Origin of the sequence: Streptomyces sp. NPDC021012, from assembly GCF_044333355.1 — a bacterium.
GTDB lineage: Bacteria > Actinomycetota > Actinomycetes > Streptomycetales > Streptomycetaceae > Streptomyces.
The window spans coordinates 932653-952835 of record NZ_JBIRQU010000003.1; the positions used below are offsets into that span (position 1 = coordinate 932653).

Genomic DNA, 20183 nt, shown 5'->3' on the forward strand with positions numbered 1-20183 from the left:
GCCACGTCCGACACCGAGAAGAGAGCTCGCATGCCCCACCCCACCGTCGTCCTCGTGCACGGCGCCTTCTCCGACGCGACCGGCTGGATAGGCGTCATCGCGGAACTGCGGAGCAGCGGCATCCCGGTGATCGCTCCCCCGAACCCGCTCCGGGGCCTGGCGTCGGACGCCGCCTACCTCGCCTCCGTCCTGACGCGGGTCGAGGGTCCTGCCGTACTCGTCGGCCACGCGTACGGCGGTGCGCTGATCACCGTGGCCGGCACCGCGGAGAACGTCGTGGGGCTCGTCTACGTGGCCGCCTACGTGCCCCAGGAGGGCGAGAGCCTCCGCCGGCTCCAGGAACGCTGCCCCGGACCTCCGCTGACGGACCACCTGAAGGAGTGGACCTATCCGCTCCACGACGGCGCCCCCGCGGTCGAGGTCACCATCGAGGAGACGGCATTTCCCTCCGTCTTCGCGGCGGACGTGTCCGAGGAAGTCTCCGGCGCCCTGGCGGTGGCCCAACGCCCGCTCGCCGCGGCCGCGTGCACCGAGGCCGCCGCCGTGGCGGCATGGCGGACGAAACCGTCCTGGGCCCTGGTGGCCGGAGCCGACCGCACGATCGGCCCCGACGTCCAGCGCTTCGGCGCCGCACGGGCCGGCGCCGTCGTCGTCGAGCTCCCGGACGCCTCCCACGCCGTCGCCCTGTCCGAACCCACCAGAGTCGCCGACCTGATCAGAACGGCGATACGAGCGACCGGCTGACCGACCGAGCCGGAAAGGGAAGTCGTGTACGGGAAGAAGTCCTTCGGGACCGTTCTGCGCGGCCTGCGGCAGCGGGACCGTCTGACGATGGAGGAGCTGGCCGAGGCGTCGGGCGTGAGCGTCCGGGCCATCGGCGACATGGAGCGGGGGCGCAGTCTGGTTCCGCAGCGGCGCACGGTGGTTGCCCTGGCGGAGGGGCTCGGGCTCACGGACGACGAGCGGGAGGCGCTGCTGACCACGGCGCGGGCGGCGCGTCCGACGCGTACGGTCGCGGCGGCGGGAACGGTCGTGCCGCCTCGCTCGGTGGGGGACTTCACGGGGCGCGAACCGGAGCTGGCGCTCCTGCGGGAAGCCGCGGAACGGACCCCGGACGGCAAGGAGGCGTCGGTATGGGTCGTCTCGGGTCCTCCGGGGTGCGGGAAGACGACGCTGGCGCTGAAGGCGGCGGCGGATCTGGCGGAGAAGTTCCCCGACGGCTGTTTCGTGGTGGACCTGCACGGGGTGGACGGCCCCGTGGAAACGGGCGAGGCGCTGCTGAAGCTGCTGAAGGCCCTCGGCGTGTCGGACCGCCGGCTGGCGAAGGAGGACCACCAGGGCCGCGCGGGGCTGCTGCGGGCGCTGCTGGGCGACCGCCGGTGCCTGGTGGTGCTGGACAACGCCCGCGACGAGGGGCAGGTGCGCGAGCTGCTGCCGGCGGGCGGCTGGAGCCTGGTCCTCGTCACCAGTCGGCGGCCCCTGACCGGCCTTGAGGCCGTCGACCGCCTCCCCCTTGCGGAGATGGGGCAGGACGAGGCGGTCGACCTGCTGCGCCGGATCCTGGGCGAGGAGCGCGCGGACGCGGAAGCCGGGGCCGTGGCACGGGTGGCGGAGCTGTGCGGGCGGCTGCCGCTGGCCCTGCGGGTGGCGGGGAACTGGCTGACGGTCCGTTCCGGATGGACCGTCGACCACCTGGTCCGGCGGCTGGCCGACGAGGAACGCCGCCTGGGCGCGCTCGCCGCCGGCGACGTACGGGTGGAGGCGGCCTTCGAACTGTCCTACCGTCAGCTGACCGGCGAGGCCGCGCGGATGCTGCGGCTGCTCAGCCTGGTGCCGGGCCCGGACATGACCGCCGCCTACGGCGCCGCGCTGACCGCCACCGACGTCTTCGAGGCCGAGGACGTGATGGAGGAGCTGGTCGAGGCCGGGCTGCTCCAGGCCGCCTTCACCGGCCGCTACCAACTGCACGACCTGCTCCGGCTTTTCGCCCGCGCCCGGCTCTCCCGCGAGGAGGAACCCGCCGAGCGGGAAGCGGCCGACGACCGGCTGCGCGCCTGGCTCCTGGAGACGGCCGTGGTCGCCGGCCGCTGGTACAAGCCCAAGTACGGGGCCCCGCCGCCCTCCTGGCGAGGCCTTGTCCCGCTGGAGAGCGCCGAGGAAGCCCGCGCCTGGCTCCAGAACGAAGCCCCCTCCTGGCTGGCCGCGCTGCGCGGCGCCGCCCGGCGGGGCGAGCACACCCGGGTCGTGGAGACCGCGTACGCCATGGAGTGGTTCTGCGACCTGTGGGTCCACTGGGGACACTGGCCCGAGGTCTTCCGCCTGGCCGCCGGGGCCGCCGCCGCACTCGACGACCCGTACCAGCGGGCCTTCCACCTCAACTGCCACTCCTGGGCCCTGAACAGCTGCGAGCAACGCTACCGGGAAGCCGTCGAACAGGCCGACGAGGCACTGGAACACGCCCGCCGCGCCCAGGACGTCCACCAGCAGGTCTCGGCCCTGGTGCACGCGGCGAGCGGGTACCAGCTGCTCGGCGACGCCCACATGGTCGCGGACAGAACCCTCGCCGCCGTCGAGCTGTCGGAAAAGGCCGGACACTACGAGGTCTGGCCCCAGGCGGTGCGCCTCTACGGAAGCGCCCTCCGCCTGCTCGGCCGTGCCGAGGAGGCCCTGACCCAGCACCAGCGCGTCATGGCCTTCCTCGACGCGCCCGACTGCCCGGTGAGCGGGCACGTCGCCGACATCTTCCGAGCCCACACGACGCAGGCGCTCGGCGCCGACTGCGTCTCGCTGGGACGGTGGCGGGAGGCCGCCGCCCACCTCCGCAGCGCCCAGGCCCAGTCGAGCCGCATCGGCGTCTCCCACCGGGAGGCCGAACAGCTGCTGCTCCTGGGAGAGGCCCTGATCGAACTGGGGGAGACCGGGGAGGCCCGCCACGCCCTCCGCCAGGTCCTCGCCCTTGGGGACGCGGCCGACGACAAGGAGCTGAAGGCCGCGCGCAAGCTCCTGGACACGCTCCCCGCGGAATGACCGCGCCGGGCTCAGCCCCGGTGCCGGTGCAGGGCGACGTGCACGGTGTCGAGAGCCTGGACGAGGGCGGCGCGGGCGGCGTCCGTGTCGCGGAGCGGATCCAGCACCACGAAGCCGTGGACCGTCCCGTGGTAGCGCACGGACACCACCGGCACGCCGGCCGCCCGCAGCTTCGCCGCGTACGCCTCGCCCTCGTCGCGCACCACGTCGGCCTCACTGGTGACCACCAGCGCCGGCGGCAGACCGGCGAGCTGTTCCAGGGACGCCCGCAGCGGCGACGCGGTCACCTCGTTCCGCTGCCGTACGTCGGGCAGGTACTGGTCCCAGAACCAGCGCATGGTCGCACCGTCGAGGAAGTAGCCGGTGGCGAACTCCCGGTACGAGGAGGTCTCGAAGCCGGCGTCGGTGACCGGGCAGAGCAGCACCTGCTGCAGCAGCCGCACACCTCCGCGCTCCTTGGCGAGCAGGGTCAGCGCCGCCACCAGGTTGCCGCCCGCGGAGTCGCCCACCGCGGCCATCCGGCTGCCGTCCAGACCGATCTCGCCGCCCCGCTCGCAGATCCACCTCGCGACCGCGTAGCACTGCTCGACGGCGACCGGATACCGCGCCTCGGGGGCGCGCTCGTAGTCGACGAAGACCACGGCCGCGTCCGTGCCGAGGGCGAAGGCGCGCACCAGGCGTTCATGGGTTCCGGCGTCGCCCAGGACCCAGCCGAGACCGTGCAGGAACAGCACGACGGGGGTCCCCTCGGCGCTGTCGGCCGGCCTGACCACCTGCACCCGCACGTGGCCGGTCGGCCCGCCCGGCAGGGCGAACCATTCCGTGGAGACGGCCCCCTCGTCGCGGGGGTCGGGGCCGTCCGCGCCCTGGAGACGCGCGAGGTCCAGACGGGCCCGCTCCACGTCCTGGTCGCGCGCCGACGGCGGGCAGGCGTGCCGGGACACGAACGCCAGCGTGGGGCGGTCCAGGACTGGTCGAGGGGACGGGGGGACGAAGTCGGTCACACACGGTCTCCTGCCGGGAGGGGCTGAAGCGAAGGGGCGATGCGGCGCGCAGGTCCCGGCCCGGGCGGCGGAACGCCGTGCGGTGACCGCCGGTGCCGGGCGCCGCCGCACGGGGCGGCCGGAGCGGGACCTCACCCGCTGGACGGCGCGATGTCCAGGGGGGCGCTCCCGGACGCCGAAGCGACCGCCGGGGCTCCCCCGGGGCCCTCCCGGGCGGTGCGCAGGTTGCGCCATTCACGGGGGGAGACGCCGTAGGCGGCGCGGAAGGAGCGGCTGAAGTGGGCGGGGCTGACGAAGCCCCACCTCTGGGCCACGGCGGACACGGTGGGGGCGGTCCCGCCGCGGCGGCCCAGCTCGCGGCCGCACTCCTCCAGGCGCCGCTGCCGGATGAGCTGGCCGACCGTGGTCCCCTCGCCCTCGAACAGCCGGTGCAGGTACCGGACGGAGATCCGCTGCGCCCGGGCGATCCGCTCCGGTGACAGGTCCGGGTCGCCCAGGTTCCGGTTGATGTGGTCGCGGACGCGCAGCACCAGATGGCTCGGCGCGTCGGTGTCCGTGCCGCCCGGGTGGGCCCGCTCGGCGATCAGGGTGGCGAACAGCTCGACGACGTTGCCGGCCAGCCGGTCCGCCACGGCCGGCGGGTAGCCGTCGGCGGGGGAGGAGGCCAGGGTGGCCAGGAACGGGCGCAGCATCGCGCCGAAGCCGTCCCCGGTGCCGATGGCGTTGCCCGTCACCTGCCGGAGGTCGCCGTCCGACACGCCCAGCGTGCGGCGCGGAAGCTGGAAGACGTGCGTGGTGAACCGCTGCGGATAGTCGAAGGAGTACGGCCGGGTCGTGTCGTACACCACCAGGTCGCCCTCACCCACCTCGGCCCGCCTGCCGTCCTGGACGAAGGTGGCCGTGCCCGACATCTGGACACCGACCGCCACCAGCGCCTCGGACGACCCGGCGATGAGCGCCGGCGTGCGGCTGACCCGCTTCGCGTCGGCCTCCACGGTGGAGACCTGCAGATATCCGAGGCGGTCGGTGGCGATCCGGCCGTCGAACGGCCCGTCGCCGCGAGGGGCGACCTCCATCGGCACCAGCGTCCTGCTCACCGCGTCGTTCCAGTACGCGACCTTGTCCCGGTCCGGCACGGAGGCGGTCGTCAACACCACGCTCAATTTCTCTCCGCTCAGGGGAAGTGACTCCGGGGCTGCCACGGGTGGGAACAGGGCGCCACGCCCGCCCGGAGGAGGCGGCCGGGTTCCCGCCCGCACCGACAGCCAATCAGCGGGCCGTCCCCGTCTCCAGGCAGAACCACAGGCAGGAATCGGCGGAACGCGCCGCCGGCCGCGCGCCCGGGACCAGCAGGCGGTCCACGGGCGGATCGGGAGACTCTGGTGGGATGGGCGCGCTCCCACGTACGGTGTGGTCGATCACCCCACCTAGCGAAGGCGGCCCCGCATGGCCCTTTTCGACCTCCCCCTCGACGAACTCCGCGGGTATCACAGCGAATCGGTCGCTCCCGAGGACTTCGACGCCTTCTGGGCCGAGACGCTCCAGGAGGCACGCGGGTTCGACCTGGACGCCCGCTTCGAGCAGGTCGACGCGGGACTGGCGACGGTCCGGGTGTACGACGTGACGTTCGCCGGTTTCGGCGGTCACCCGGTGAAGGGCTGGCTGCGGCTGCCGGCCGAGGCCGAGGAACCGGTGCCGCTGGTCGTGGAGTTCATGGGTTACGGCGGCGGGCGCGGTCTTCCCCACGAGGACCTGCTGTGGGCGTCCAGCGGCCGGGCGCACTTCGTGATGGACACCCGGGGGCAGGGCAGCGTCTGGGGCGGCGGTGGCGGCACCGCCGACCCGGCGGGCAGCGCTCCGGCGTACCCCGGCTTCATGACCCGGGGCATCGACGCCCCGGAGAACTACTACTACCGGCGCGTGTTCACCGATGCCGTACGCGCGGTGGAGGCGGCCCGCTCGCACCCGCTGACGGACGCCTCGCGGACCGTGGCGCTCGGCGGGAGCCAGGGCGGCGGCATCACCATCGCCGTGGGCGGTCTGGTGCCGGACCTGGTCGCGGTGGCGCCGGACGTGCCGTTCCTGTGCGACTTCCCCCGCGCCACGACGCTGACGGACCGGCACCCGTACCGCGAGGTCGGCCTCTACCTCAGGACGCACCGCGGCCGCACCGAGGACGCCCTGCGCACGCTGTCGTACTTCGACGGCGTCCACTTCGCCGCCCGCGGTCGAGCGCCCGCGCTGTTCTCGGCGGCGCTGGAGGACCAGACCTGCCCGCCGTCGACCGTCTTCGCCGCGTTCAACGCCTGGGGCGGCTCCGACAAGGCCATCGAGGTCTACGACTTCAACGACCACGAGGGCGGCGGCCCGTACCACGAGGCGGCCAAGCTGCGCTGGTTGCGGTCGTACGCCTGACGCTTCGGGCGCGCTATGTGAACAGGCGGCGATCGACCGCCGGTCGACGCTGCTGTGGTGGCGCATCGTCCATGCCCGGAAGGGACGTTCCCGTGCGGCGGGATTGATCATAAGTGTTAACGCTCACAAATTCTGGGCGTCGAGGCTCCGTGCCACGTCGCCGTGTCGGGCCTGTGGGCGGTGGGTCTCTCGGGTTCGGGCCCAGGTCGCAGGGGGGTCCGGAGAGTTGGGCCCCCTCGGTCGCCGTGTGCTCCTCCGGGCCTCGGGGATCTCTCCGCACCCCGTCGCGGACCCGCTCCTGTGCATCAAGAACGGGTAACGACCGTACGAGCCCTTGAGTAACCACTCTGTTAACGCTAACAATGTGTCGCGTTCGCCAGCTCACCGACCGCCGGGGCCGACGCTTCGTCCTGCCTCGCCCGGCTCGACCACCCCTGCGCAGCCACCCTGCACGGTGCCCATCGCCTTCAGGGCCCCGCCTGGTACGACGCACGTCCCGAGAGGAACCACGACATGGCCCACAGAGCCCTCCGCGTCATCGCCGCCGCCGCCCTGGCCGGCAGCATGCTGACCGCCTGCACCACCGAGCCCGCGGCCACCGGCAGCCCCGGCAAGGGCTCCTCCGACGGCAAGCTGGTCATCGGGTTCGCTCAGGTGGGAGCCGAGAGCGGGTGGCGCACCGCCAACACCAAGTCCATCCGCGAGGCGGCCGAGAAGGCCGGCATCGAGCTGAAGTTCTCCGACGCGCAGCAGAAGCAGGAGAACCAGATCAAGGCGATCCGCACCTTCATCCAGCAGAAGGTGGACGTCATCGCCTTCTCCCCGGTGGTGGAGTCCGGGTGGGACACCGTCCTGAAGGAGGCCAAGAACGCGGGCATCCCCGTGATCCTCACCGACCGCGCCATCGACTCGCAGGACACCTCCCTCTACCGGACCTTCCTCGGCTCCGACTTCGTCAAGGAGGGGCAGGAGGCCGGCAAGTGGCTCGTGAAGGAGTACGCGGGAACCTCCGACACGGTCAACGTCGTCGAGCTCCAGGGCACCACCGGCTCCGCCCCCGCCAACGACCGCAAGGCGGGCTTCGCCGAGGCCATCAAGGGCGAGTCCAAGTTCAAGATCGTCGCCTCCCAGACGGGCGACTTCACCCGAGCCAAGGGCAAGGAGGTCATGCAGGCCTTCCTCAAGTCCCACGAGGACATCGACGTCCTGTACGCCCACAACGACGACATGGCCCTGGGCGCCATCCAGGCCATCGAGGAAGCGGGCAAGAAGCCGGGAACCGACATCAAGGTGATCTCCGTCGACGGCATCAAGGACGCCTTCGTCGCCATGAAGGACAAGAAGATCAACGTGGTGGTCGAGTGCAACCCGCTCCTCGGCGACCAGCTGATGGACCTCGCCAAGAAGGTCGCGGCCGGCAAGGACGTCCCGCGCCGCGTCGAGACCAAGGAAGGCGTCTTCACGCAGGACCAGGCCGAGGCCGCCCTGCCCGGCCGCCAGTACTGACCCCTCGCCCGCACGCACCGGGGGCGGCCCTCGCGCCGCCCCCGGACCCTCAGGAGAGGAGGGCGGATGGCAGCCCCACCCACCCCCCGCACACCCACCCCCGGCGCACCGGCCACCACCGGCCGGCCCGTCCTGGAAGCCCGTGACATCCGCAAGGCCTTCCCCGGCGTCCTCGCCCTCGACGGCGTGGCCCTGCGCCTCTTCCCCGGCGAGGTCCACGCGCTGATGGGCGAGAACGGCGCCGGCAAGTCCACCCTCATCAAGGTGCTCACCGGGGTCCACCCGCCCGACGCCGGAACCGTCACCGTCGACGGGGAACAGCGGCGGTTCGCCGAACCCCTCGAAGCCCAGCACGCCGGGATCAGCACGGTCTACCAGGAGGTGAACCTGTGCCCCAACCTCTCCGTCGCCGAGAACATCCTCATCGGCCGTGAACCCCGGCGCCTGGGACTCGTCCACTGGTCGGCCCTCCACGCGCGCGCGGAGCGGCTCATCACCGAGCTCGAACTCGACCTCGACGTCCGCGCGCCGCTGAGCGCGCACTCGATCGCCGTGCAGCAGCTCGTCGCGATCGTGCGCGCCGTGGACGTCCAGGCGAAGGTGCTCGTCCTCGACGAGCCCACCTCCAGCCTCGACCGCGACGAGGTCGCCCAACTGTTCGCCCTGGTGCGCCGGTTGCGGGACCGGGGCGTCGCCATCCTCTTCGTCACCCACTTCCTCGACCAGGTCTTCGACCTGTGCGACCGGGTCACCGTCCTGCGCAACGGCCGCCTCGAAGGCGAGTACCGGATCGACGAGCTGACCCCCGTCACCCTCGTCCACCGCATGGTCGGCGGCGAACTCCGCACCCTGGACGAGCTCGCCGAGACCTCCCAGACCGGCACCGCCACCACCGGCGACCGGACGGACGTCCCCTTCCTGAGCGCCGCCGGACTCGGCAGGGCCGGGTCCATCCAGCCGTACGACCTCGACATCCACCGCGGCGAGGTCATCGGCCTCGCCGGACTCCTCGGCTCGGGACGCACGGAGGTGGCCCGGCTCCTCTTCGGCGCCGACCACGCCGACGAGGGCGAGCTGCGGATCCACGGCGAACCCACCGCGCTGCGCTCCCCGCGCACCGCCATCGCCCACAAGATCGCCTTCTGTTCGGAGAACCGCAAGGCCGAGGGCCTCATCGGCGAACTCACCGTCCGCGAGAACATCGTCCTCGCCCTCCAGGCCGCGCGCGGCTGGACCAAGCCCCTCTCCCGCGCCCGGCAGGACGAGATCGCCGCCCGGTGGATCGAGGTCCTCGACATCCGCCCGGCCGCCCCCGAGGCCCAGGTCCGCAACCTCAGCGGCGGCAACCAGCAGAAGGTGCTCCTCGCCCGGTGGCTGCTCACCGATCCCGAGCTGCTCATCCTGGACGAACCCACCCGGGGCATCGACATCGGCGCGAAGACGGAGATCCAGCGCCTGGTGAGCCGCCTCGCCGCGGAGGGCACGGCGGTCCTCTACATCTCCGCCGAGCTGGAGGAAGTCCTGCGGCTGAGCCACCGGGTCGGCGTCCTGCGCGACCACCACCTCGTCGCCACCCTCCCCAACGACACCACCCTGACGCCCGACCGCATCCTGGGCACCATCGCCACCGGAGCCACCTCATGACCCCACCTGACGACACCGGCGCCGGTACGCGCCCGGCCCGGGCGCCCGGCACCCGGCGGCTCACCGGACACCCCCTGTTCTGGCCCGCCGCCGTCCTCGCCGCCCTGCTGCTCGGAAACGTCGCGCTCACCCACGACTTCCTCGCCGTCCGCGTCCAGAACGGCCACCTGTACGGCAGCCTCGTCGACATCCTCCAGTTCGGCGCCCCGCTGATCCTCGTCTCACTCGGCATGACGCTGGTCATCGCGACCCGGGGCATCGACCTCTCGGTCGGCTCGACGGTCGCCATCGCCGGAGCCCTCGCATGCGAGCACATCGCCTCGGCGGCCGATCCCGGCAGCCTCTCCACCGTGTTCACCGCGATCGTGATCGCGCTCGGCGTCGCCGCCGCGATCGGCCTGCTCAACGGCTTCCTCGTCGCCCGGCTCGGCGTCCAGCCCATCGTCGCCACGCTGGTCCTCATGGTCGCCGGGCGCGGCGTGGCCCAGCTCATCACCGACGGCCAGATCATCAGCGTGTCCAGCCCCGCCTACAAGATGATCGGCGGCGGCTACTGGCTCACCCTCCCCTTCGCCGTCCTGCTCGCCGCCGCGCTCGTCGCCGTGACCTCCCTCGTCACCCGGCGCACCGCGCTCGGCATGCTCATCGAGTCGGTGGGCGGCAACCCGGTGGCCAGCCGTCTCGTCGGCATCCGGGCGTCCGGACTCCTCGTCACCGTGTACGTCGTCAGCGCCCTGTGCGCCGCGGTGGCCGGCCTGATGATCAGCTCCAACGTGTCCAGCGCCGACGGCAACAACGCGGGCCTCTGGATCGAACTCGACGCGATCCTCGCCGTCGTCGTCGGCGGCACCGCCCTCACCGGCGGCCGCTTCTCCCTCGGCGGCACGGTCCTGGGCGCCCTCGTCATCCAGACCCTCTCGACCACGATCTACACCCTCGGCGTACCGCCGGAGACCACCCTCGTGTTCAAGGCCCTGGTGGTCATCGTCGTCTGTCTCGTCCAGTCGCCCGCGTTCCGCGCGCGGCTCTCCCGCAAGCGCGGCAGGCGCGGACCGGTCGCACCGGTGCCGGCCCCCGCCGCCGACGTGACGGCCCGCCGGCAGGAGGTCCACCCGTGAGCACCACCCTCAGCTCCCTCACCAAGCCGCTCCAGCGGTTCTCGGTACGCCATGCCACCCGCCTCCCGCTCATCGTGACGGCCACCCTGCTCGTCGCGATGTTCTCGGTCGGCTCCCTGAACTACGAAGGCTTCTTCTCCGCGCAGGTCCTGCTCAACGTCCTCATCGACAACGGCTTCCTGCTCGTCGTCGCCATCGGCATGACCTTCGTCATCCTCACCGGCGGGATCGACCTGTCCGTCGGCTCCATGGTGGCCCTGTCCACCATGCTGACGGCCTGGCTCGTCCAGGAGAACGGCCTGCCGCTCGCCCTCGCGGTGCCCGTGGTCCTGCTCGTGGGCGCCGGCGGCGGCGCCCTCATGGGCTGGGTCATCCACGCCTTCGAGATCCAACCGTTCATCGTCACCCTCGCGGGCATGTTCCTCGCCCGCGGCCTCTGCTACATGATCAGCACCGAGTCCATCTCCATCACGGACCCGACGACCACGCGGATCGCGCAGACACGGGTGCTCCTGCCCGGTGGCCTGTTCGTCTCGCCCGCCGTGGTCATCGCCCTGGTGGTCCTGGCCGTCGCCTTCGTCGTCCTCCACCACACCCGCTTCGGCCGCACCGTCTACGCGCTGGGCGGCAACGAGTCCTCGACCCGCCTCATGGGCCTGCCCGTGGGACGCACCAAGATCGCGGTCTACGCCGTGAGCGGCCTGTGCTCCGCCCTCGGCGGCCTGCTGCTGACCTTCTACATGCTGTCCGGCTACGCCCTGCACGCCGTCGGCATGGAGCTCGACGCCATCGCGGCCGCCGTCATCGGGGGGACGCTGCTCACCGGAGGCTCCGGCTTCGTCCTGGGAACCGCGCTGGGCGTCATGGTCCTCGGTCTGATCCAGACCATCATCAGCTTCCAGGGCACGCTCAGCTCATGGTGGACGCGCATCGTCATCGGCGGCCTGCTGTTCGTCTTCATCCTCCTCCAACGGCTCTTCGGCGGCTCCCGTCCGGCGCGCTAGGCCTCCCGGGCGGGCCCGGTCCCGAGCGGACCGCCCACCACCGGCCACCGACCACCACGATCACGGCCGGGAGAGCGGGGCCCTCGACCTCCTTTCCCGGCCGTTCCGCACTCCGGACAAGGAACTTCCATGACCCCGCCCTCCCTTCCGCCCTTCACCGGTGGTCCACCGGTCTGCCACGCCGACACGGATGCCGGGCAACGATGGACCTTCGGCTTTCCCGGCGGACTGACGGCAGAGGTGCACACCCGCGGCGCCCGCCTCCACGGACTGTGGGTGCCGGACCGGCACGGCATTCCGGCCGACGTCGTCCTCGCTCCCCGCGACCCGGCCCGGACGGCTGCCGCCCGGTACTTCGGAGCCACCGTCGGCCGCTACGCCAACCGCATCGCACGGGGCCGGTTCTCCCTGGACGGGAAGACGTACCAGCTGTCCGCTCAGGAGAACGGGCACTGCCTGCACGGCGGAGCCGACGGCTTCGACAACCGGCTCTGGGAAGCCGAGAGCGTGCACACCCCGGAGTGGACCGGTGTGCTCCTGCACCTCCGCAGCCCCGACGGAGACCAGGGATTCCCGGGGAACCTGGACGTCACCGTCAGCTGTCTCATCGGCCGCGACAGCGCACTCTCCTTCTCCTACGCGGCGGTCACCGACGCGGCCACCCTGGTCAACCTGACCAACCACGCCTACTTCAACCTCGAAGGCGAGGGCGCCGGCGACGTCCTCGACCATCGACTGGCCGTCCACGCCGACCACTACACACCGGTCGACGAGGAGCTCATCCCCTGCGGGGACCACCGCCCCGTCACCGGCACCGCGTTCGACCTCCGCCGGCCGCTCAGGATCGCCGAGGCCCAGGCCCGGCCCGGGGCGGGCGGCGGGTACGACCACAACTTCGTACTGAGCCCGCACGGCGACGACGACGCGCTCCGCCCGGCCGCCGTCCTCCACGCACCGTCCACGGGCCGCCGCATGGAGGTGCTGACCACGGAGCCCGGGCTCCAGGTCTACACCGCGGGGCAGTTCGACGGAACGGTCCTGGGCAAGAGCGGCACCCCCTACCGGGCGGGCGCCGGCATCGCGCTGGAGACCCAGCACTTCCCCGACTCCCCGAACCGCCCCGGTGACCCGTCCGCGGTGCTGCGCCCCGGCGAGGAGTACCGGTCGAGGACGGTCCTGCGGTTCGGTACGCGCGACTGACGCCGCTCCGGACACGGCCGGGTGGCCAGGGCTTCGGCGTTCCGGCCGAGGAAGGGTTGTTAGCGCTCACAAGGGCGTGATACGAGAGGCGCTAAGGTTTTTCCCACATCGACACACAGCCGTAAGCAGGGAGAAGGGAGGCGAACGTGGCGCATCCCGCAGGAGACGTCCGCCCGCCGACGATGGCCGATGTCGCGCGAGAGGCGGGGGTCTCCCACCAGACCGTCTCCCGGGTGCTGAGCGGTCATCCCAACGTGCGCGCGGCCACCCGCGAGCAGGTCACCCTGGCCATCGAGCGGTTGGGCTACCGCCCCAACTCCGCCGCACGCGCCCTGGTGACGCGCCGTACGAGGACGCTGGGCGTCATCGCCGTCAACACCGCCCTGTACGGGCCCGCCAGCACCCTGACCGGCCTGGAGGAGGCGGCCAGGGAGGAGGGCTACCTCGTCTCGACCGTCAGCCTGCGCAGCGGAGAGGGGCAGGGGCTCAAGGACGCCATCGACCACCTCGCCTCCTGGGGCGTGGAGGGCGTCATCGCCATCACCCCGCAACGCTCGCACGTCCACGCGCTCGCCGAGCTGGACGCGCCCTTCCCCGTGGTCACCGTGGAGGGCGGCCATCAGCTCGACCTGCCCGGTGTCTCCCTCGACCAGGAGCTCGGCGCCCGCATGGTCACGGAGCACCTGCTCGCCGCCGGACACAGCACCGTCTGGCACGTGGCGGGTCCCGACGACTGGCTGGAGAGCGAGGCCCGCGCCGCGGGGTGGCGCGCCGTCCTGGAGGAGAGCGGCATCCGACCCCCGCGCGTACTGACGGGGGACTGGAGCCCGCTGTCCGGGTACCGGGCGGGACAGGAACTCGCGGGACTCGCCCTGGCCCGCCGCGGGACGACACCGGTCACGGCCGTCTTCGTCGCCAACGACCAGATGGCGCTCGGCGTCCTGCGGGCGCTGCGCGAGGGCGGGATCCGCACGCCCGGTCAGGTGGCCGTCGCCGGTTTCGACGACATCCCGGAGGCCGAGTACTTCCCTCCGCCGCTGACGACGGTCCGCCAGGACTTCGCCGCCATCGGGCGCCGGAGCATCGGGCTCCTGGTGGACCACATCGAGGGTCGCGCCCGGAAGCCCGAGCACCTCCTGGTGGAACCGCAGCTCATCATGCGCGCGAGCACGCGCCCTCCGCACGAGGCCTGACGAGGCGGGCGGCTCCCGCCGCCGCCTCCCGGCCGCCGGCGGCCGGCTTCCCGTCCGCGGTCCGGCGGCGGGCGCGTCCCGGTTCTCGCGCGAGCGCCCGCCGACCGTCACCCCGCCGACCGTCACCCCCACCGGCCGCTCCGCCCTCCCCGCCGGCCGCCCCGCGTCCTGTCGGGTCGGTCGCGGTGCGGGGGCCACCTCCGGCATGGGCGTGAGCGCTCACTCCCCGGGCTTCCATTTCCTGCCGATGTTCGACAGAACTGCGCCCAGCTCTTGTCCAACACAATTGTGAGCGTTAACAATCAGAGTGTTTCCCCTGACCCCGCTCCTGGACGAGAGAGATCGCATCGTGACCACACACGCCCCTTCCGACCTCGCGGCCCGTCACCATCCCGAGGCCTGCACCATCGGAGTGGACTTCGGCACCCTCTCCGGGCGTGCCGTCGTGGTCAGGGTCCGGGACGGCGCCGAACTCGGTTCGGCGGTCCACGAGTACCGCCACGCCGTCATCGAGGACCGTCTCCCCTCCACCGGAGCCCCCCTGCCCCCCGACTGGGCCCTGCAGCACCCCGAGGACTGGCGCGACGTCCTGCGCACCGCCGTTCCGGCGGCGCTCGCCGATGCCGGGGTCGACCCCGCCCGCGTCATCGGCCTCGCCACCGACTTCACCGCCTGCACGGTCCTGCCGACGACACCGGACGGCACCCCGCTCGCCCTCACGCCCGAGTGGGCCGACCGCAGGCACGCCTGGCCCAAACTGTGGAAGCACCACGCGGCCCAGGAGCAGGCCGACCGCATCAACGCCCTCGCCCACGCCCGCGGCGAGAAGTGGATCGCACGGTACGGCGGCAAGATCTCCGCCGAGTGGCAGTACGCGAAGGCCCTGCAGGTCCTGGAGGAGGACCCGGCCGTCTACGCCGCGACCGCGCGCTGGATCGAGGCCGCCGACTGGATCGTCTGGCAGCTGACCGGCACCGAGTCCCGCAACACCTGCACCGCCGGTTACAAGGGCATTCACCAGGACGGCGCCTACCCCTCGCCCGGCTTCCTGGCAGGGCTCCACCCGGACTTCGCCGACTTCCCGGCCACGCGCCTGGAACACCCGCTCTCCCCCCTGGGCTCCCGGGCCGGCGGACTGAGTTCCCCGGCCGCGCACTGGACCGGCCTCCCCGAGGGCATCGCCGTCGCCGTCGGCAACGTCGACGCCCATGTGGCCGCACCGGCGGCGGGCGCCGTCGAGAACGGCCGGATGCTCGCCATCATGGGCACCTCCACCTGCCACGTCCTCAACGGCGCCACCCTCGCCGAGGTCCCCGGCATCTGCGGGGTCGTCGACGGCGGCATCGTCGAGGGCGCCTACGGCTACGAGGCCGGCCAGAGTGCCGTCGGCGACATCTTCGCCTGGTGGCTCCGGCAGGGCGTACCGGACCACTACCGCGCAGAGGCGCAGGCCTCGGGCGAGGACCTCCACCAGCTCCTGACCCGCAAGGCCGCCGACCAGCCGGTCGGCGCGCACGGGCTGGTCGCCCTGGACTGGATGAACGGCAACCGTTCCCCCCTGGTCGACCACCACCTCTCCGGAGTCATCGCCGGCCTCACCCTCGACACCCGACCCGAGGACGTCTACCGGGCCCTGCTCGAATCCACCGCCTACGGCACCCGGCTGATCGTCGAGGCCTTCGAGGACGGCGGGATCCCCGTCGAGGAGTTCATCGTCACCGGAGGACTGAGGAAGAACGCCCTGCTCATGCAGATCTACGCCGACGTGCTCCGCCGTCCCGTCTCCGTCGGCACCTCCGAGCAGGGGCCGGCGCTCGGCTCGGCCATCCACGCCGCCGTCGCCGCGGGCGCCTACCCCGACGTCCGCTCCGCCGCCTCCGCCATGGGCGGCGTCCGGCGCCACGCCTACCTGCCCGACCCCGCGCGGGCGGACGCCTACGACGCGCTGTTCGACGAGTACCGCGCCCTGTACGAGCACTTCGGCACCGGCGCGGACCTCCTCCTGCACCGTCTGCGGCGGATCCGCAACGCCGCGCGGGCCGCCACCACCGACTGACCGGACCGCCTCCCCGCCCCCGCGGCCTCTCCTGCGGCCCGACCTCTCCGCCCCCGTACCTCCGAGGAGCACAACCGACATGACGCTCGCCAAGACCGACCGTGAGATCTGGTTCCTGACAGGCAGTCAGGCACTCTACGGCGACGACACCCTGGCCCAGGTCGCCGACCAGTCCCGCGCCATCTGCGCCACCCTCGCCGACCAGCCCCAGATGACCGTGCGCCTGGTGTGGAAGCCGGTCCTCACCGACGCGGCCGCCATCCGCGCGATCTGCCTGGAGGCCAACGCCGACGACCGCTGCATCGGCCTGATCGCCTGGATGCACACCTTCTCCCCGGCCAAGATGTGGATCGCCGGCCTCGACGCCCTGAGCAAGCCACTGCTGCACCTGCACACCCAGGCCAACCGCCAACTGCCCTGGTCCACGATCGACATGGACTTCATGAACCTGAACCAGGCCGCCCACGGCGACCGCGAGTTCGGCTTCGTCCAGACCCGCCTCGGCGTCCCGCGCAAGACCGTGGCCGGCCACGTCTCCACCCCCGAAGTCGTCGACCGCATCGCCGGATGGGCCCGCGCCGCCGTCGGCCGGTCCGAACTCACCACCCTCAGGCTCGCCCGGTTCGGCGACAACATGCGCGACGTCGCCGTCACCGAAGGCGACAAGGTCGAGGCACAGCTGCGGTTCGGGGTCTCGGTCAACACGTACGGCGTCAACGACCTCGTCGCCACGGTCGACGCCGCCGACGAGGACACCGTCACCGCCCTCGTCAAGGAGTACCAGGACCTCTACGCCCTCGCCCCCGAGCTGCGGCCCGGCGGTGAGCGCCACGAATCCCTGCGCTACGCCGCCCGCATCGAAGCCGGCCTGCGCACCTTCCTGACCGAAGGCGGGTTCCGCGCCTTCACCACCAACTTCGAGGACCTCGGCGGCCTGCGCCAGCTGCCCGGGCTCGCCGTGCAGCGTCTGATGGCGGACGGCTACGGCTTCGGCGGCGAAGGAGACTGGAAGACCTCCACCCTGCTGCGCACACTGAAGGCGATGGCCCACGGCCTGCCCGGCGGCACCTCCTTCATGGAGGACTACACCTACGACCTCACGCCCGGCCGGGAACTCATCCTCGGCGCCCACATGCTCGAGGTCTGCCCCTCGCTCACGACGGCGACGCCCGCCTGCGAGATCCACCCGCTCGGCATCGGCGGACGCGAGGACCCGGTCCGCCTCGTCTTCGACGCGGACCCCGGCCCGGCCGTCGTCGTCGGTCTCGCCGACATGGGCGACCGGTTCCGCCTCGTCGCCAACCACATCGACGTCGTCACCCCGCCCGAGCCGCTGCCCAAGCTCCCCGTCGCACGCGCCGTCTGGCGTCCACGCCCCGACCTGCGTACCTCCACCGAGGCCTGGCTGACGGCCGGAGCGCCGCACCACACCGTCCTGACCACCGCCCTCGGCGGGGAGGAGCTCGAAGACCTCGCCGAGATGCTGCGGACCGAACTCGCCGTCATCGACGAGGACACCACCGTCCGGCGCTTCACGCGCGAGCTGCGCTGGAACCAGGCCTACCACCGCCTGGCCCAGAGCCTGTGAGCACCCCCGCCGCCCCCGCCTCCACCCCCACCAGGACGGAGTCCTCCGTGAGCACGACCGTTTCCAAGGAGTTGCGCCGAGAGGTACTGGAGGCCAACCTCCGCATCCCCCGGGCCGGCCTCGCCACCCTCACCTGGGGCAACGTGAGCGGTGTGGACCGAGAAGCCGGCGTCTTCGTCATCAAGCCCTCGGGCGTGGCCTACGACGTACTGGGCGAGGAGGACCTGGTCGTCGTCTCCCTGTCCGACGGCAGCGTCGTGGAAGGTCACCTGCGGCCGTCCACCGACACGGAGACGCACCGGAGCCTCTACCTGGCCTTCCCCTCCATCGGAGGCGTGACCCACACGCACTCCGCCCACGCCGTCGCCTTCGCCCAGGCCCGGCGTCCGATACCGGTGCTCGGCACGACCCACGCGGACACCTTCAACGGTCCCGTCCCCGTCACCGACGCCCTCACCCCCGAGCAGTGCGCCACGGACTACGAGTACAACACCGGCCAGGTCATCGTGGACCTGCTGGGCCGCGACGACACCCGGGCCAGGGAAGTTCCCGGCGCCCTGGTCGCCCACCACGGCCCCTTCACCTGGGGCGCCGACGCCACCGCGTCCCTGGAGCACGCCATCATCTGCGAGGCGGTGGCCGAGATGGCCCTCCACACCATCGCCCTGGGCACGGTCGAACCCCCGCAGCACGTCCTGGACCGCCATTTCACGCGCAAGCACGGTCCCGACGCCTACTACGGCAACCCGGCCTCCGCCTGACAGCGCCGAGGGGAGCCAGGATTCCTCCTGGCTCCCCTCTTTGGTGCGGCTCGACTCAGCGGTCAGGCGCGGGTCCAGCGCTGGTTGGTGCCGTTCCAGCACGTGTACAGCTGGATCAGCGTGCCGTTGGCGGTGCCGTTGGCGGCCGCGTCGAGGCAGAGGCCGGACTGGACGCCGACGATGGTTCCGTCGGAGTTCAGACGCCACTTCTGGTTGTCGCCGCCCCAGCAGCTGTAGATCTGCACCTTCGAGCCGTTGGCGGTGCCGGCGGCGTCGAGGCACTTGTCGCCGTAGACCCTGAGTTCACCGGCGGAGGTCAGCGTCCACTGCTGGTTGGTGCGGTCGTTGCAGTCCCACAGCTGGACCTGGGTGCCGTCGGTGGTGGACGCGTTCGGGACGTCCACACAGCGGCCCGAGGCGACGCCCTTGATCGGCCCGGTGCCGGGGGAGGGGTTCGGAGTGGGCGTCGTGGAGCCGCCGTTGAGGGCGCCCAGGACGGAGGTGTAGGCGGGCTTCTTGCTGCCGTCGCCGTTGAACAGCAGCGGTGTGTCCCCGGCTCGCCAGGAGTCGGTGTCGCGCACGCCCCAGACGGTGACGCCGAGGCAGCGCGGGACGGCCAGGCAGTCGTTGGTCACGTTGGCGTAGGTCGTGGCCGAGGCGCCCTGGATGTCGAGTTCGGTGACGGCCACGTCGACGCCGAGGGCGGCGAAACTCTGCAGGGTGGTGCGGAAGTTGCTGTTGTACGGGCTGTCGTTGTTGAAGTGCGACTGGAAGCCGACGCAGTCGATCGGCACGCCGCGCTGCTTGAAGTCCTTGACCATGGAGTACACGGCCTGGGTCTTGGCCCAGGTCCAGTTCTCGATGTTGTAGTCGTTGTAGCAGAGCTTGGCGGAGGGGTCGGCGGCGCGCGCGGTGCGGAAGGCGACCTCGATCCAGTCGTTGCCGGTGCGCTGCAGGTTGGAGTCGCGCCGGGCTCCCGAGGTGCCGTCGGCGAAGGCCTCGTTCACGACGTCCCACTGGGCGAGCTTGCCCTTGTAGTGGGCCATCACGCCGTTGATGTGGCCGATCATCGCCTGGCGCAGCGTGCTGCCGCTGAGGCTCTGCATCCAGCCGGGCTGCTGGGAGTGCCAGGCCAGGGTGTGGCCGCGCACCTGCTTGCCGTTCTGCACGGCCCAGTTGTAGACGCGGTCACCGGCGGTGAAGTTGAACTGCCCCTGCTGGGGCTCGGTGGCGTCGGGCTTCATCTCGTTCTCGGGCGTCACCGAGTTGAACTCGCGGGCCGCGATCGACGTGTACGCCGAGTCGCCCAGCCGGCCCGAGGCGATGGCGGTGCCGAAGTAGCGGCCGCTCTGCGCCGCCGCGCTGCCGAGCGTGCTCTCGGCGGCCTGAGAGGCCGGCGCCGCCAGCAGGGTGGCGGACCCGAGGGCGCCCGCGAGGAGCGCCGCGATCAGGCCGCCTCTTTTCCGGCGGACTGCGGGCGGGGCAATGGCGTGAGAACGCATGGAAGGACCTCCGGCAAGGGAAATCGTGGGTGGGGGGAGAGCACGCGGCGGAAGGAATCCGCGGCGGTAATGTCCGCGTCCAGGGAATGGGGCTGCGGAAAGTATCGGTGATGCCTCTGGAATCAGTCTGGAAATACGGCATGAGCCTGTCAATGGTTTCGAAGA

At 72.1% G+C, this 20183-nt stretch carries 15 protein-coding genes; 12 read left to right on the forward strand and 3 right to left on the reverse strand.

Translation table 11 applies throughout. The features are described 5' to 3' along the window. Nucleotides 1-30: 30 nt before the first annotated feature. Together ACH4TP_RS14025 and ACH4TP_RS14030 are read left to right on the forward strand one after the other, a co-directional pair. On the forward strand, nucleotides 31-744 hold the full coding sequence (locus ACH4TP_RS14025; RefSeq protein ID WP_398437772.1) for an alpha/beta fold hydrolase: 714 nt from the start codon (nucleotides 31-33) through the stop codon (nucleotides 742-744). A gap of 24 nt (nucleotides 745-768) precedes the next feature. After that, the gene (locus ACH4TP_RS14030) at nucleotides 769-3027 is read left to right on the forward strand and encodes a helix-turn-helix domain-containing protein (RefSeq protein ID WP_398437774.1); all 2259 of its coding nucleotides are present in this window, start codon (nucleotides 769-771) and stop codon (nucleotides 3025-3027) included. 11 nt (nucleotides 3028-3038) lie between these two features. Here the strand turns inward: ACH4TP_RS14030 and ACH4TP_RS14035 are convergent, their stop codons facing one another. Together ACH4TP_RS14035 and ACH4TP_RS14040 are read right to left on the reverse strand one after the other, a co-directional pair. Then, nucleotides 3039-4031, reverse strand: coding sequence for an alpha/beta hydrolase (locus ACH4TP_RS14035; protein ID WP_398437775.1), 993 nt, complete (start codon nucleotides 4029-4031; stop codon nucleotides 3039-3041). 131 nt (nucleotides 4032-4162) lie between these two features. Beyond that, nucleotides 4163-5194, reverse strand: a complete 1032-nt coding sequence (locus ACH4TP_RS14040) for a helix-turn-helix domain-containing protein (RefSeq protein WP_398190160.1) — start codon at nucleotides 5192-5194, stop codon at nucleotides 4163-4165. 283 nt (nucleotides 5195-5477) lie between these two features. On the opposite strand from ACH4TP_RS14040, the gene ACH4TP_RS14045 reads away from it, so the two are divergent. The 10 genes from ACH4TP_RS14045 (at nucleotide 5478) to araD (ending at nucleotide 18516) form a co-directional block, all read left to right on the forward strand. Further along, nucleotides 5478-6446, forward strand: a complete 969-nt coding sequence (locus ACH4TP_RS14045; protein WP_398190163.1) for an acetylxylan esterase — start codon at nucleotides 5478-5480, stop codon at nucleotides 6444-6446. A 513-nt stretch (nucleotides 6447-6959) separates the two neighbouring features. Continuing rightward, nucleotides 6960-7952: an ABC transporter substrate-binding protein gene (locus ACH4TP_RS14050; RefSeq protein WP_389224975.1), complete on the forward strand. Its 993-nt coding sequence runs from the start codon at nucleotides 6960-6962 to the stop codon at nucleotides 7950-7952. A gap of 66 nt (nucleotides 7953-8018) precedes the next feature. Next, complete coding sequence (locus tag ACH4TP_RS14055) at nucleotides 8019-9596, forward strand: sugar ABC transporter ATP-binding protein (RefSeq protein WP_398437778.1); 1578 nt, start codon at nucleotides 8019-8021, stop codon at nucleotides 9594-9596. After that, nucleotides 9593-10714, forward strand: coding sequence for an ABC transporter permease (locus ACH4TP_RS14060; RefSeq protein WP_389224971.1), 1122 nt, complete (start codon nucleotides 9593-9595; stop codon nucleotides 10712-10714). Before ACH4TP_RS14055 ends, ACH4TP_RS14060 begins: the two co-directional genes overlap by 4 nt. Beyond that, nucleotides 10711-11718: a galactofuranose ABC transporter, permease protein YjfF gene (gene yjfF, locus ACH4TP_RS14065; RefSeq protein WP_389224969.1), complete on the forward strand. Its 1008-nt coding sequence runs from the start codon at nucleotides 10711-10713 to the stop codon at nucleotides 11716-11718. Before ACH4TP_RS14060 ends, yjfF begins: the two co-directional genes overlap by 4 nt. Before the next feature lie 129 nt (nucleotides 11719-11847). Further along, the gene (locus ACH4TP_RS14070) at nucleotides 11848-12918 is read left to right on the forward strand and encodes an aldose epimerase family protein (RefSeq protein WP_398437780.1); all 1071 of its coding nucleotides are present in this window, start codon (nucleotides 11848-11850) and stop codon (nucleotides 12916-12918) included. Between the two features lie 182 nt (nucleotides 12919-13100). Continuing rightward, entirely contained in the window at nucleotides 13101-14111 is a 1011-nt protein-coding gene (locus ACH4TP_RS14075) for a LacI family DNA-binding transcriptional regulator (protein WP_389225502.1), read from the forward strand. Between the two features lie 349 nt (nucleotides 14112-14460). Further along, nucleotides 14461-16167: a ribulokinase gene (gene araB / locus ACH4TP_RS14080; RefSeq protein ID WP_398437782.1), complete on the forward strand. Its 1707-nt coding sequence runs from the start codon at nucleotides 14461-14463 to the stop codon at nucleotides 16165-16167. Between the two features lie 79 nt (nucleotides 16168-16246). Further along, a complete protein-coding gene (gene araA, locus ACH4TP_RS14085) occupies nucleotides 16247-17755 on the forward strand; it encodes an L-arabinose isomerase (RefSeq protein WP_398437784.1) in 1509 nt (502 codons plus the stop codon). 47 nt (nucleotides 17756-17802) lie between these two features. After that, a complete protein-coding gene (araD, locus tag ACH4TP_RS14090; protein WP_398190182.1) occupies nucleotides 17803-18516 on the forward strand; it encodes an L-ribulose-5-phosphate 4-epimerase AraD in 714 nt (237 codons plus the stop codon). 62 nt (nucleotides 18517-18578) lie between these two features. On the opposite strand, the gene ACH4TP_RS14095 is transcribed toward araD, so the two are convergent. Further along, complete coding sequence (locus ACH4TP_RS14095; RefSeq protein WP_398437786.1) at nucleotides 18579-20018, reverse strand: endo-1,4-beta-xylanase; 1440 nt, start codon at nucleotides 20016-20018, stop codon at nucleotides 18579-18581. Between the last annotated feature and the right edge of the window lie 165 nt (nucleotides 20019-20183).

Bases quoted from the DNA above. Each gene is read 5' to 3' on its own strand.
- ACH4TP_RS14025 (WP_398437772.1), top strand. From the start codon at position 31: ATGCCCCACCCCACCGTCGTCCTCGTGCACGGCGCCTTCTCCGACGCG.
- ACH4TP_RS14070 (WP_398437780.1), top strand. From the start codon at position 11,848: ATGACCCCGCCCTCCCTTCCGCCCTTCACCGGTGGTCCACCGGTCTGC.
- ACH4TP_RS14060 (WP_389224971.1), top strand. From the start codon at position 9,593: ATGACCCCACCTGACGACACCGGCGCCGGTACGCGCCCGGCCCGGGCG.
- ACH4TP_RS14095 (WP_398437786.1), bottom strand. From the start codon at position 20,018: ATGCGTTCTCACGCCATTGCCCCGCCCGCAGTCCGCCGGAAAAGAGGC.
- araA (WP_398437784.1), top strand. From the start codon at position 16,247: ATGACGCTCGCCAAGACCGACCGTGAGATCTGGTTCCTGACAGGCAGT.
- ACH4TP_RS14050 (WP_389224975.1), top strand. From the start codon at position 6,960: ATGGCCCACAGAGCCCTCCGCGTCATCGCCGCCGCCGCCCTGGCCGGC.
- ACH4TP_RS14055 (WP_398437778.1), top strand. From the start codon at position 8,019: ATGGCAGCCCCACCCACCCCCCGCACACCCACCCCCGGCGCACCGGCC.
- ACH4TP_RS14045 (WP_398190163.1), top strand. From the start codon at position 5,478: ATGGCCCTTTTCGACCTCCCCCTCGACGAACTCCGCGGGTATCACAGC.
- ACH4TP_RS14075 (WP_389225502.1), top strand. From the start codon at position 13,101: ATGGCCGATGTCGCGCGAGAGGCGGGGGTCTCCCACCAGACCGTCTCC.